The sequence below is a fragment of the Actinomadura meyerae genome (assembly GCF_900188445.1).
In the GTDB taxonomy this organism is placed as follows: Bacteria; Actinomycetota; Actinomycetes; order Streptosporangiales; family Streptosporangiaceae; genus Spirillospora; species Spirillospora meyerae.
In genome coordinates this window covers 71,494-83,634 of record NZ_FZOR01000001.1, presented here as the reverse complement: position 1 = coordinate 83,634, position 12,141 = coordinate 71,494, and the positions used below count along the sequence as shown (strand labels likewise).

Genomic DNA, 12,141 nt, shown 5'->3' with positions numbered 1-12,141 from the left:
TCAGGTGAGGTCGCGGACCACGGCGTCGGCGAGGAGACGGCCCTTGAGGGTCAGGACGGCCCGGCCGTTCTCGTAGGGGGCCGGTTCCAGCAGGCCCTCATCGATGGCCCTGCGGACGGCCTTGTCGTCCAGGAGGGCCGTGGGGCAGCCCTGGGCGAGGCGTAGTTCGAGCATGACGCGCTCGATGTGGCGGTCGTCGCCGGTGAGGATCTCCCGGGCGTGGGCAGGGGTGGTGCCCTCGGCCAGACGGGACGCGTACGCGGCGGGGTGCTTGACGTTCCACCAGCGGGTTCCGCCGACGTGGCTGTGCGCTCCTGGGCCGACACCCCACCAGTCGGCGCCCGTCCAATAGAGCATGTTGTGGCGGCAGGCGGCGGAGGGATCGGACGCCCAATTGGAGATCTCATACCAGTGCAGGCCATGGGCGCTCAGCATCTCGTCGGCGATGAGGTAGCGATCGGCCATGGCGTCGTCGTCCGGCGCGGTCAGCTCGCCCCGCCTCACCTGGGCGGCCAGGCGGGTGCCCTCCTCCACGATCAGCGCGTACGCCGACACGTGGTCGGGCTCGGACGCGAGGGCCGCCTCCAGGGAGGCCCTCCAGTCGTCGTCGGTCTCGCCCGGCGTCCCGTAGATGAGGTCGAGGTTGATGTGCTCGAAGCCCGCCTTGCGCGTCCACTCGACCACCTGCGGGACGCGTCCCGGGGTGTGGGTGCGCTCCAGCACGGCCAGGACGTGCTCGCGCGCGCTCTGCATCCCGTAGGAGATGCGGGTGAATCCGGCCTCGCGGAGGTCGGCCACGTACGCCTCGTCCACCGACTCTGGGTTGGCCTCCGTCGTCACCTCGGCGCCGGGTGCGAGCCCGAACTCGGTGTCGATGGCGTCCAGGACGCGCCCCAGGTCACCCGGCGGGAGCAGCGTCGGCGTGCCCCCGCCGACGAAGACCGTCTCCACGGGGAGATCGGCGTCCCCGAGGACGCGGCGGGCCATCCGCACCTCGCCGATGGCGGTGTCGGCGTAGGAGTCGCGGCTCGCGCCCGGCCCCAGCTCCGTCGCCGTGTAGGTGTTGAAGTCGCAGTACCCGCACCGCGTCACGCAGAAGGGCACATGCACGTAGAAGGCGAACGGGCGGCCGCCCAGGCCGTCGAGCGCGCCGCCTGGCAGCGAGCCGTCGGCCGGTACGGGGTCTCCGTCGGGAAGCGTCGAGGGCACCCTTCAAGTCTGCCCCGCCCGGCCGCCTGCTCGGGACGCCGGAGCGCCCGCTCATGCCGCCGGACGGCCCGCTCAGGCCGCCGGACCGCCCGCGTGGTACGCCGGTCGCCCGCTCAGGACTCGTCGAGCTTCGCGCGGAGCCAGTCCGGGATGTGGGCGTCGGTGCGGGGGAAGCGGTCGAGGTCCTGGACGTAGGCGGACGCGGTGAGGGGCGGGGTGAAGTCGGGCTCGCCGTCGTAGTCGAACTCGGCGCTGAACCGGCCGGACCGCTCGATCCGCAGCCGCGCGGTGAACCAGGCGCCCTTGCCGTCGCGGTACATGACGCGGCGCAGCTCGTCCATCCTGCCGATGGCCTGGCCGGGCGGGACCGCGGTGCGGCGGTCGCCGGCGGCGTCCTCGACCTCCAGCGAGGCGCTGTCGATGCCGACGGTCGCGCGGAAGGCGAAGTCGAGCCGCTCCCAGCCGTCGGGCGCGGCGGAGCGCAGCGCGCGGACGGCGCCGTTCACCGTCTCCCGCTCCTTCGCAGAACGCAGTACCTGCTCGGGGTGGGTCACGCTACCTCCGGGAGGTCGGGTCAGACCGTCTGGCCGCTGTTCCGACCGTACCTAGATCCGGGCCGAGGTCGAGCAACCGCCGCCGTGTCGTCCGGAAACCGCGCACCGGACGGCCGGAATGCAGCGTGCCGCCCCTCTTGGGTGGATAGTGTCAACGGGATGGTGGAGCAGGGTGCGACCGAGCGGGGACGGGCGCCGGCGCGGGTGCTGCTGCGGGGCGGGCCGGACGGCTGGCACTGCACGGTGGTCGACGGCGCGGGCGGCGAGCGGCGGCACGGCCTGCCCGGCCCGGGGACGCGCTGGTCGACGGGCGGGGACGCCGAGCCGGAGCCGCCGTGGTGGCGCCGCCGCCTCGCCGAGACCGCCGAGGACCTGCGCGAGTCCGTCGCCGAGCGGCTGACCGACGCGACGTTCCGCGACCTCGGCGTGGAGGCCGTGATCACCTGGTTCGCGGTGGACGAGCCGGTCGTCTGGGAGGGGCTCGTCACGCTCCGGGAGGCCGACCCGGCGCGGTTCCCCGGCCGGGTCGCGCCGTTCGTCGTCACGCTGGAGCCGGGCCGCGGCGCGCTGCTGCCGGACGCGAGCCTGCTGTTCTCCACCCTGGCCCCCGACGCGTGGACCGCGCTCGACGCGGTCGCCGAGCGCTGCGGCACCCGCCCGCCGAAGGCGTCGCTGCTGTGCGGGTGGGCCGACCACCGCAGCGTGCGGGTCGGGCGCGGGACGCTGGCGCTGTCCACCGACCGGGGCGAGGACGGCGTGGAGCGGCTCGCCGAGATCTGCGGGACGCGCCCGCCCGGCTGGAGCGGCAACCCCGGGATGCGGTTCCGGCTGGACGGCGTCGACCTGCTCGACGAGCCCGCCGGCGACGTGGTCGCGCTGCTGCGGGAGCTGGGCCACGACGTCGTCCGGCGGGGCCGCGCGGTCCGGCTGGCCGCGTCGGGGCTCACCCTCTACGGGCCCGAGCGGCAGGGCGGGGAGGCCGGTGAGGCGGAGCGGTTCACGGCCGTGTCGCTGCAGCAGCCGGCCGCGCTCGCCGCGCTCGCCCCGCTGCACCGCAGCCGCGCCTGAGGGCTCACCGAGCCGACACCGGCGGGCGACCGCGCCGTCACCGGATCGCGACCGGGGCGCCGTACCTTTCCCGATCATGAGAAGCCGTGCGCGTCATGCCGTGCTCGCCGTGACCGGCGCCGCCCTCGCCGGCGCACCCCTCATCCTCGCCCCGCTCCCCGCCGCAGCCGCCGACGGCGCGATCACCGTCCGGCGCGGCGGCCCCGCCCGGACGCTGCCGTTCACCGCCGGACGGGACGGGGAGGCCGTCATCTCCTTCTCCGCGTCCGCGCCGGGCGTCTCCTGGGCCCGCGAGGGCGCCGAGTCCGCGGTGGTGTCGGTCGCGGTGGACGGGCGCCACGTGACCGACGTCGTCGTCCCTTCCTCCGATCCGGTCCCCCGCAGCTTCGGGCTCGGGCGCGTCGGGGAGGGCCGCCACGAGGTGGCGCTGCGCTTCGCGAAGGGCAGCGCGCCCGCCGCGGCGAGCGTCACCCTCCGGCACGCCCGCGTCCGGATGCCGGAGGCGGACGAGCTCGCCCTGCGGCACGCGCCCGTCGTCGTCGGCCGGACCGGCTGGCCGTTCGGCGACCCCTACCAGAACGCGACCACCGACACCCCGCTGATCGCCTGGCACGAGACGCAGCCCGCCGCGACGCCGGGACACCGCGTCATCGAGTACTCGGTGGTGTGGAGCAACGAGGACGGCGGCACCGACACGCCCGCGCTGATGGCCCGCTGGGGCCGGACCACCGACATCGAGTGGGTGTACCGCGTCGAGGTCGACGCGTCCGGGAACCGGGTCGCCGGCACCGGCGTCTACCAGGCGCCCCTGCACCTGACGCTGAAGTTCGCCGGCCGCTACGAGGGTGACCATCCGGTGCTGCAGACCTGCACGTCGAACAACAACATGTGCGACGTGATCTCGCCGGAGCCGCCGCTGCGCTTCCTCCTCGACGCGTCCCGGACGCGCCCGGAGGGCCGCGCCCGGGAGGCCGTCATGGACCGCGAGCCGTGGACGTACCGGGTCGCGGCGCAGGAGATGGTGCGGGAGGGCAAGATCGAGGACCCGTCCGACCCCGCGACGCGGGAGGTCGGCGACCAGCGCTCGTACCTGTTCGCGGAGTTCGCGAAGACGACGGGCGCGGCGACCGGGATCGGGTCCGTGCCGGGGGTGGCGCTCGGGATCCGGCTGAAGGCCGACCCGTCCGTGCTGTACCGGTCCGACCATGACGAGCGGACCTGGTCGGTGGACCGGGACGGCGCCGTCGCCACCACCGTCGAGCTGCCCGCGGGCACGCGGGTCTCCGACATCGCGAGCATCGAGGCGCTGCGGCGGCCGACCGGGTTCGGCGACAACGGCGCCCCGGCGACGGTCACGTCCGTCAACCGTGGATTCTTCCTGGACGAGGCGTACCTGCCGCAGCCGTCGTCCATCGCCTGGACGGGCTCGGTCACGCTCACGCGGGCGGCACCGTCCGCGGTCATCTGGCGTCCCTGACCCACGGCCGGCGGCCCGGCCCGTGGCGTGAAACGGCCACGGGGCGGGCGGTTCCGGGGAACCGGTTCGAACTCACGGCGCGTCCTAGGAGTCATACACTTCGCGCAACGGCGCGCACCTTCGCACCCTCGCACACGCGAACGCGCAGCGAACTAGAGGAGAGGACGTCCGCCATGGCCTACGGGCCTCCCCCGTCGCCCGGTCAAGGTCAGCAGCCCGGCCAGGGCTGGCAGCAGCCCCAGCAGCAGGCTCAGCCCCAGGCGCCCTGGCAGCAGCCGGGGAACCTGTGGCAGCAACCCCAGCAGGGACAGCAGCCACCGCAGCAGCCGCAGCCCAATGCGGCATGGCAGCAGCCCCAGCAGGGCGGAAGCACCGTCCAGATGCCCGGTCAGATGCCCGGTCAGCCCGGCGGCCCCGGGCCGGACGGCCACGACGACCGGACGTGGGCCCTCATGGCGTACGTGGGGCAGTTCCTCGTCGGCGCCGTCGCGCCCGCGATCGTCTACTTCGGCAAGGCCACTTCGCCGTTCGTCCGGCGGCACGCCGCGCAGGGCCTCAACATGGGCATCGCCGCGATCGCCGTGTGGTTCGTGTTCGGCCTGCTGTCACTGGCCGTCGACATCCTCATCTGGGTGCCGCTGCTGTTCACGGCCGCCGTGATGTTCTTCCTCGTCTACGCCGGACGGGCCGCGAACCGCGGCGAGTTCCGCCGCGTCCCCGCCGTCGTGGCCTGGCCCATCCTGAAGTAGGGCCCGGTAGGCCGCGGCCGACGGGCCCGGGACGGGACGCGGCCTACTTCTTGCCCTTGTCGTCGCCGCCGCCACCGGTGGACAGGGCCGCGACGAAGGCCTCCTGCGGGACGTCCACCCGCCCGATGGTCTTCATCCGCTTCTTGCCCTCCTTCTGCTTCTCCAGCAGCTTGCGCTTGCGGGAGATGTCGCCGCCGTAGCACTTGGCGAGGACGTCCTTGCGGATGGCGCGGATGTTCTCCCGGGCGATGATCCGGGCGCCGATCGCGGCCTGGATGGGCACCTCGTACTGCTGCCGCGGGATGAGCTCCTTCAGCTTGGAGGTCATCATCAGCCCGTACTCGCGGGACTTCTCCCGGTGGACGATCTGGCTGAACGCGTCCACCGACTCGCCCTGCAGCAGGATGTCGACCTTCACAAGGTCGGACTCCTCCTCGCCGCTGGGCTCGTAGTCGAGCGAGGCGTACCCGCGGGTGCGCGACTTCAGCTGGTCGAAGAAGTCGAAGATGATCTCGGCGAGCGGCAGCGTGTAGCGGATCTCGACGCGGTCCTCCGACAGGTAGTCCATGCCGAGCAGCGAGCCGCGCCGGCCCTGGCACAGCTCCATGATCGCGCCGACGTGCTCGGACGGGGACAGCAGCGTCGCCTTCACCACGGGCTCGTAGACGGCGCCGATCTTGCCCTCGGGGAACTCGCTGGGGTTGGTGACGGTGTGCTCGCTCCCGTCCTCCATGACGACCCGGTAGACGACGTTCGGCGCGGTCGAGATCAGCGAGAGGTTGAACTCCCGCTCCAGCCGCTCCCGGACGATCTCCATGTGCAGGAGCCCGAGGAAGCCGCAGCGGAACCCGAAGCCGAGCGCCGCCGACGTCTCCGGCTCGTAGATCAGCGCGGCGTCGTTCAGCCGCAGCTTGTCGAGCGCGTCGCGCAGCTCGGGGTACTGGTCGCCGTCCACCGGGTACAGGCCGGAGAACACCATCGGCTTCGGGTCGCGGTACCCGCCGAGCGGCTCGGCCGCCTGCCGGGACGCGCCGGTGACGGTGTCGCCCACCCGCGCCTGCCGGACGTCCTTCACCCCGGTGATCAGGTAGCCGACCTCGCCGACGCCGAGGCCCTGCACGGGCTTCGGCTCCGGGGAGATCACGCCGACCTCCAGGGTCTCGTGCGCCGCCCCGGTCGACATCATCAGGCTCTTCTCGCGGCGGGACAGGTGCCCGTCCATGATCCGGACGTAGGTGACGACGCCCCGGTAGGTGTCGTACACCGAGTCGAAGATCAGCGCGCGGGCGGGCCCGTCCGGGTCGCCGACCGGCGCCGGCACCTCCGCGACGATCTTGTCGAGCAGCTCGCGGACGCCCTCGCCGGTCTTGCCCGACACGCGCAGCACGTCGGAGGGGTCGCAGCCGATGATGCCGGCCAGCTCCTCGGCGTACTTGTCCGGCTGCGCCGCGGGGAGGTCGATCTTGTTCAGCACCGGGATCAGGTGCAGGTCGGCCTCGATCGCCAGGTACAGGTTCGCGAGCGTCTGCGCCTCGATGCCCTGCGCCGCGTCCACCAGCAGGACCGCGCCCTCGCACGCCGCCAGCGACCGCGACACCTCGTAGGAGAAGTCGACGTGCCCCGGCGTGTCGATCAGGTTGAGCACGTGGTCGACGCCGCCGGCCGTCCACGGCAGCCGGACGGCCTGGCTCTTGATCGTGATCCCGCGCTCGCGCTCGATGTCCATGCGGTCGAGGTACTGGGCGCGCATCTGCCGGTCCTCGACGACACCCGTCAGCTGCAGCATGCGGTCCGCGAGGGTCGACTTGCCGTGGTCGATGTGCGCGATGATGCAGAAGTTGCGGATGATCGCGGGATCGGTCTTGTCAGGCTGGGGCGCTGGCACCGGGGTCCGTTCGCAAAACTCACTGGTGGACATGGATATGTGTGCTTCCATAGTCCCATGCCGGGCGCGGTGCTCCGTGCACGGCCCGGTTTGGGGCGGGCCCCGGTGATTGGTAAGCTGTGCGACTGCGTGTGGCGTAGCGTCGTGCCCCGGGGGCACCGTCCCGCCCCCGTCCAGACATTCGTCAGAACCTGCCGGTGGCAGGCCAGGATCGCAACCAAGCTGAGGCACTACGACGTGGCTAACATCAAGTCCCAGATCAAGCGCAACAAGCAGAACGAGAAGGCCCGCCTGCGCAACAAGGCCGTCAAGTCCGAGCTGAAGACGGCGATCCGCAAGTTCCGCGAGGCCGCCGAGGCCGGCAACGCCGAGGCCGCCGTCGCCGCCCAGCGCGCCGCCGCGCGCAAGCTGGACAAGGCCGCCAGCAAGGGCGTCATCCACAAGAACCAGGCCGCCAACCGCAAGTCGGCGATCGCCAAGCAGGCCGCCGCCCTGCAGGCCGAGTAGGACCGCACGCCAGGGGCCGGCCGCAGCGCGCGCCGGCCCCGACGCATGTCCGGGCCCATGGACGAACGCCGCGCGGTGAAGATCTCGAAGTATCTCGCCGGGCATCTGCGGCACCGCCCCGAGCGGATCGGGCTCACGCTCGACGCCGAAGGCTGGGCGGACGTCACCGAGCTGCTCGCCGCCGCGGCGCGGCACGGCTTCGCGCTGACGCGCGCCGAGCTGGAGCACGTCGTCCGCGTCAACGACAAGAGGCGCTACGAGCTGGACGGGGAGCGGATCAGGGTCGTCCAGGGCCATTCCGTCCCGGTCGATCTGAAACTGCCGCCGGTGCCGCCGCCGGAGTTCCTCTACCACGGCACGGCCGGTCCCTCCGTCGCCGCGATCATGCGGGACGGGCTCCTGCCGATGGGCCGGCACGCCGTCCACCTGTCCCCCGACCGCGAGACGGCCCGGCGCGTCGGCGCCCGCCGCGGCCGGCCCGTCGTCCTGGTCGTCGAGGCCGGGCGGATGGCCGCGGACGGGCACGAGTTCCGGGTCAGCGCGAACGGGGTGTGGCTGACCGGCTCCGTCCCGCCGGAATATCTGCGCGAATGATCTCGGCGGCCGCCCAGTCGGGCAGGGGCCGCACCCATTCGGGGCCCTCCTCCGCCCCGAACAGGTACCGGTGGGGGACGATGCCACGAAGGGCGCGGTGCACGTCCAGCCGGTCGTCGATCATGTGGGTGATGCCGAGTTCCGCGCAGTGCCCGGCCTTGTCCGCCCGCTTGCGGCAGAAGCGCACGTTCTCCCGCGGCAGGCCCGTCCGGGCGTAGAAGTCATGGCGGTCCAGCCATGCCAGCGTCCGCTTCTGGATGCGCTCACCGCATTTGGAGATGATCCACGCGCGCCCGCCGAAGGCGGCGATCAGCCCCGGCAGCACCTCGTAGACGCCTTCGGTCGCCGGCGACGCCATGGCGTCCTCGAAACCGCCGCTCAGGAACGCGGTGTCGTCGTCGCCGGGAGCGAGCAGCCCTCCGTGCACGACCCGGCCGAAGTCGACGCCGAGCCGGGGTTCGATGTCCATGCCTCAACTGTCGGGCGTCGCCGCCTAAAGCAGAACTATGAATCGAGCGTCTGACTATAGTTTGCGGCTATGGATCTGAGCCGCCTTTCCACGGACGCGCTCGCCTCCTTCGCGGTCTTCGCCGAGCACCTCAACTTCACGCGCGCCGCCGACGAACTCCACATCTCCCAGCCCGCCCTCCACGTCAAGGTGCGGAAACTGTCGGAGACCCTCGGCCGCCCGCTCTACACCCGGCACGGGCGCCGCCTCGCGCTGACCCCCGCCGGGGAGCAGGTCGCCCGCTTCGCCCGCGACCTCGACGCCCGCGTGTCGGCGTTCCTGGACGCCGTGCACGGCACCGCCGCGTCCCGCGTCCCGACCCTGGCCGCCGGGGAGGGCGCCTACCTGTACCTGCTCGGCGACGCCGTCCGGCCCGGGATCCGCCTGATCAACGGCGACCGCGCCCGCACCCTCACCGCCGTCCGCACCGGCCGCGCCGACGTGGGCGTCGCCGTCCTGGACGTCCTGCCGGCCGACGTCGCGACCGAACCGCTGGCCTCCTACCCGCAGACCCTCGTCATGCCGGACGACCACCCCCTCGCCGCGCGGGACGGCGCCCTCGCCCTCGCCGACCTCGCGGGCGCCGACCTGATCGTCCCGCCCCCGGCCGGGCCGCACCGGGTCCTTCTCGAACGCGCGCTGCGCGCCGCCGAGGTCCCGTGGACGCTCGCCGTCGAGGCCGAGGGCTGGCCGCTCATGCTGCACTTCGTGGCGCTGCGCATCGGCCTGGCCGTGGTGAACGGCTGCGTGCCCCCGCCTCCCGGCCTGACCGCCCGCGAGATCATCGACCTGCCCGCGGTCCCCTACTACGCTCTGCACCTGCCGGACCGCGCCGGCGACCCCGTGGTCACCGGCCTCCTGGCCACCGTCCGCACCGCCGTGAGGAGCACGCCGTGCACTTCGAGACCTCCGTCGACATCGCCGCCTCCCCCGAGACCGTCTGGAAGCTCCTGACGGACGTCGAGCGCTGGCCCGAGATGACCGCGTCGATCGACCGCGTCGAGCTCCTCGACAAGCCCTTCGCCGTGTCGAGCCGGGCCCGCGTCCACCAGCCGAAGATCCCCGCCGCCGTGTGGACCGTGACCGAACTCACCGAGGGCGAGGCCTTCACCTGGGAGTCCCGCTCCCCCGGCGTGACCACGACCGGGGTGCACGCCCTCACCCGCACCGGGGACGGGGTCACCGTCCGCCTCACCCTCGACCAGAAGGGCCCTCTCGCTCCCCTGTTCGGCCTGCTGACGGGCCGCCTCACCCGCCGCTACGTCACGATGGAGGCCGACGGCCTCAAGGCCAAGGCCGAACAGGCCTGACGGTCAGCCGCGGGCGGCGACGATCTGGGCGACGGTCTTCTCCAGGGCGTACGCGGGATCGGCGGCGCCGCCCTTGACCTGCTCGTCCGCCGCGGCCACCGCCGCCAGCGCCCGCGCGACCCCGTCCCCGGACCAGCCGCGCAGCTGCCGCTGCACCCGGTCGATCTTCCACGGCGGCATGCCCAGCTCCTTCGCCAGCGCCGCGCCCCGCGCCCCGCGCGGGGCCCCGCCGACCTTCGCGAGCCCCCGCACCCCCTGGGCGAGCGCGCTGACGATCAGTACCGGCGCCACCCCGGTGGCGAGCGCCCACCGGAGCTGCTCCAGCGCCTCGGCGAGCTGCCCCTCGATGGCCTTGTCGGCGACCGTGAACCCGCTGACCTCGGCGCGGCCCCGGTAGTAGCGCGCGACGGCGGCGTCGTCGACCTTCCCCCCGGTGTCGGCCACGAGCTGGCTGCACGCCGCCGCCAGCTCGCGCAGGTCGTTGCCCACGGCGTCGACCAGCCCGCGGGCGCCGTCCGCCGAGATCTTCCCGCCCGCCCGGCGGATCTCGGCCCGGACGAAGTCGACCCGCTCCCCCGCCTTGGTGACCTTCGGGCACGCCACCTTGCGCGCCTTGAGCTTGGTGAGCCCGTCCACCAGCGCCTTACCCTTGGCCCCGCCCGGGTGGACCGCCACCAGGACGACCTCGTCCGCCGGGTTCTTGGCGTACTTCAGCACCTCGGCCGTGAGGTCCTTGCCCAGGTCCTGCGCGGACCGGATCACCAGTACCTTGCCGCCCCCGAACAGCGACGGCGACGTCAGCTCCGAGATCCGCCCGGGCTCCAGCCCGCCCGGCGCGAGATCGATGACCTCGGCCTCCGGGTCGCCCGCCCGCACGGACGCGACGACATCCGCGACCGCCCGCTCCACGAGCAGCTCTTCGTCCCCGACGACCAGAACAATGGGCTCAACCGACACCCCGCCAGCATGCCACGCCCCCGCCCCCTACCGCGCCGCTCCCGCCAGCCCGGAGACGGCACAGCGCCGACGCAAGGCCGGCGGCGCCGGCCGGGCGGGGAGGTGGCGTCAGCTGCGCCACGAGGCGGCACGGGCCGGGCCGCAGAGGTGGCGTTGGGCGTGCCGGTTCGCAGGCCCTGGTCATCTGCGGGAGACGGCGGCGACGGATGCACCTGTGCGGACGATGGCTATGTCTCCCTCCTGGTCGGTGCGGTGGATCCGGGTGTGGAGGCGGCGGAGGAGGCCGAGGGTCGTCGCGGACGGGTGGCCGTAGTCGTTGTGCTCGCCGACCGAGATCAGGGCGATGGACGCGTGGGCGGCGGCCAGGAAGCCGGGGTCCTGGCTGCGGGAGCCGTGGTGCGGCACCTTCAGGACCTGGACGCGGGGGACGGCGGTGCGCAGGACACGTTGCGCGTCCGCTTCGAGGTCGCCGGCCAGCAGGGCGCTGAAGCCCGGCCTGCGGGCGACGAGGACGACGCTCGCGTTGTCGAAGCATAGCTTTTGACATAAGTGTGAGCTTCCTCACATCTGCGCAGGTCACATCTGCTTTTCGGCCTACTGAGGGCGCTCAGCCCGCTCCCCTGAGCCTGCTCGCGACCATGCCCGCCGCGTCCACCGGGTTGTCGGCCTCGATGATCCACTCGCCCCACGAGGCGTAGCGGAACCACAGGCGGTCGTTGTCGCTGGGCCGGTAGACGCAGGTGACCAGTGCCGAGGGCTCGGGGTTGTCCTCGCAGCAGCCGTCCCCGTCGGGGTCGGAGACGGCCAGCCCCTCGGGCGTGATCTTGACGTCCAGGTCGTAGAGGTCGAGCCGCTGCATGAGGGCGTACAGGTGCGCGTGCTGCTGGGCGGTGGGGGTCTCCGTGTGTGTCATAGGACACAACTTAGACGCACCTCGATGCACCTTGCCACAGGTAGACGCACCTAGGGATAGGTAGACGCACCTAAAGCGCATTAGGGACACCCCGATACGGTTTAGTGCATGATGGATCTGGACGGAATCGACCCGCTGCACGTGCAGCTCGCGGCCGTCCTGCGCAAGCGGATCGACGACGGCACCTACCCGCCGCGCTCGAAACTGCCGTCGATCAGCGAGCTGTGCGAGGAGTCCGGCCTCGCCAACACGACCGTGCAGAAGGCCCTCACGATCTTGAAGGACGAGGGCCGCGTCAGGGGCGTGAAGGGGCGCGGGACCTTCGTGCTCCCGCAGGACGAGAGCGAGTGACGCACCGTGTCCGGTCTCACGCTGCGTGACCGCCGGGCACCCTAGACCGCCCTATAGGA

At 72.8% G+C, this 12,141-nt stretch carries 16 protein-coding genes; 9 read left to right on the top strand and 7 right to left on the bottom strand.

Going from position 1 to position 12,141, the window contains the following annotated elements; translation table 11 throughout:
- A complete protein-coding gene (hemW, locus tag CHF16_RS00350) occupies positions 1–1,209 on the bottom strand; it encodes a radical SAM family heme chaperone HemW (RefSeq protein WP_089323830.1) in 1,209 nt (402 codons plus the stop codon).
- A gap of 113 nt (positions 1,210–1,322) precedes the next feature.
- The gene (locus CHF16_RS00345; RefSeq protein ID WP_089323829.1) at positions 1,323–1,763 is read right to left on the bottom strand and encodes an antitoxin YezG family protein; all 441 of its coding nucleotides are present in this window, start codon (positions 1,761–1,763) and stop codon (positions 1,323–1,325) included.
- 159 nt (positions 1,764–1,922) lie between these two features.
- Between CHF16_RS00345 and CHF16_RS00340 the strand changes: the two genes are divergently transcribed.
- From CHF16_RS00340 to CHF16_RS39195, 3 genes are all read left to right on the top strand, one after another.
- The gene (locus CHF16_RS00340) at positions 1,923–2,831 is read left to right on the top strand and encodes a hypothetical protein (RefSeq protein WP_089323828.1); all 909 of its coding nucleotides are present in this window, start codon (positions 1,923–1,925) and stop codon (positions 2,829–2,831) included.
- Positions 2,832–2,907: 76 nt separating this feature from the next.
- Complete coding sequence (locus CHF16_RS00335; protein ID WP_143227835.1) at positions 2,908–4,308, top strand: hypothetical protein; 1,401 nt, start codon at positions 2,908–2,910, stop codon at positions 4,306–4,308.
- A 173-nt stretch (positions 4,309–4,481) separates the two neighbouring features.
- Complete coding sequence (locus CHF16_RS39195) at positions 4,482–5,057, top strand: DUF4870 domain-containing protein (RefSeq protein WP_143227834.1); 576 nt, start codon at positions 4,482–4,484, stop codon at positions 5,055–5,057.
- Between the two features lie 43 nt (positions 5,058–5,100).
- On the opposite strand, the gene lepA is transcribed toward CHF16_RS39195, so the two are convergent.
- Positions 5,101–6,975, bottom strand: coding sequence for a translation elongation factor 4 (gene lepA / locus CHF16_RS00325; RefSeq protein ID WP_089323826.1), 1,875 nt, complete (start codon positions 6,973–6,975; stop codon positions 5,101–5,103).
- 204 nt (positions 6,976–7,179) lie between these two features.
- Here lepA and rpsT point away from each other — a divergent pair, with 204 nt between their 5' ends.
- Together rpsT and CHF16_RS00315 are read left to right on the top strand one after the other, a co-directional pair.
- Positions 7,180–7,449, top strand: coding sequence for a 30S ribosomal protein S20 (rpsT, locus tag CHF16_RS00320; protein ID WP_089323825.1), 270 nt, complete (start codon positions 7,180–7,182; stop codon positions 7,447–7,449).
- 57 nt (positions 7,450–7,506) lie between these two features.
- Complete coding sequence (locus tag CHF16_RS00315) at positions 7,507–8,043, top strand: RNA 2'-phosphotransferase (protein WP_089323824.1); 537 nt, start codon at positions 7,507–7,509, stop codon at positions 8,041–8,043.
- Here CHF16_RS00315 and CHF16_RS00310 read toward each other — a convergent pair.
- On the bottom strand, positions 7,985–8,512 hold the full coding sequence (locus CHF16_RS00310; RefSeq protein ID WP_089323823.1) for a hypothetical protein: 528 nt from the start codon (positions 8,510–8,512) through the stop codon (positions 7,985–7,987). The two genes, CHF16_RS00315 and CHF16_RS00310, sit on opposite strands and share 59 nt — an antisense overlap.
- A gap of 69 nt (positions 8,513–8,581) precedes the next feature.
- Here CHF16_RS00310 and CHF16_RS00305 point away from each other — a divergent pair, with 69 nt between their 5' ends.
- Together CHF16_RS00305 and CHF16_RS00300 are read left to right on the top strand one after the other, a co-directional pair.
- On the top strand, positions 8,582–9,505 hold the full coding sequence (locus tag CHF16_RS00305) for a LysR family transcriptional regulator (RefSeq protein WP_089323822.1): 924 nt from the start codon (positions 8,582–8,584) through the stop codon (positions 9,503–9,505).
- On the top strand, positions 9,445–9,861 hold the full coding sequence (locus tag CHF16_RS00300; RefSeq protein ID WP_089323821.1) for an SRPBCC family protein: 417 nt from the start codon (positions 9,445–9,447) through the stop codon (positions 9,859–9,861). Before CHF16_RS00305 ends, CHF16_RS00300 begins: the two co-directional genes overlap by 61 nt.
- A gap of 3 nt (positions 9,862–9,864) precedes the next feature.
- On the opposite strand, the gene holA is transcribed toward CHF16_RS00300, so the two are convergent.
- Positions 9,865–10,818 carry a DNA polymerase III subunit delta gene (gene holA, locus CHF16_RS00295; RefSeq protein ID WP_089323820.1) on the bottom strand — a complete coding sequence of 318 codons (954 nt, stop codon included), beginning with the start codon at positions 10,816–10,818 and terminating at the stop codon, positions 9,865–9,867.
- 180 nt (positions 10,819–10,998) lie between these two features.
- On the bottom strand, positions 10,999–11,223 hold the full coding sequence (locus CHF16_RS00290) for a ComEC/Rec2 family competence protein (RefSeq protein ID WP_089323819.1): 225 nt from the start codon (positions 11,221–11,223) through the stop codon (positions 10,999–11,001).
- Here CHF16_RS00290 and CHF16_RS40020 point away from each other — a divergent pair.
- Entirely contained in the window at positions 11,215–11,355 is a 141-nt protein-coding gene (locus tag CHF16_RS40020; RefSeq protein ID WP_179271327.1) for a hypothetical protein, read from the top strand. The genes CHF16_RS00290 and CHF16_RS40020 overlap by 9 nt on opposite strands.
- A 70-nt stretch (positions 11,356–11,425) precedes the next feature.
- Here the strand turns inward: CHF16_RS40020 and CHF16_RS00285 are convergent, their stop codons facing one another.
- Positions 11,426–11,731: a hypothetical protein gene (locus CHF16_RS00285; protein WP_089323818.1), complete on the bottom strand. Its 306-nt coding sequence runs from the start codon at positions 11,729–11,731 to the stop codon at positions 11,426–11,428.
- A 108-nt stretch (positions 11,732–11,839) separates the two neighbouring features.
- On the opposite strand from CHF16_RS00285, the gene CHF16_RS00280 reads away from it, so the two are divergent.
- Complete coding sequence (locus CHF16_RS00280; protein WP_089323817.1) at positions 11,840–12,082, top strand: GntR family transcriptional regulator; 243 nt, start codon at positions 11,840–11,842, stop codon at positions 12,080–12,082.
- Positions 12,083–12,141 lie beyond the last annotated feature (59 nt).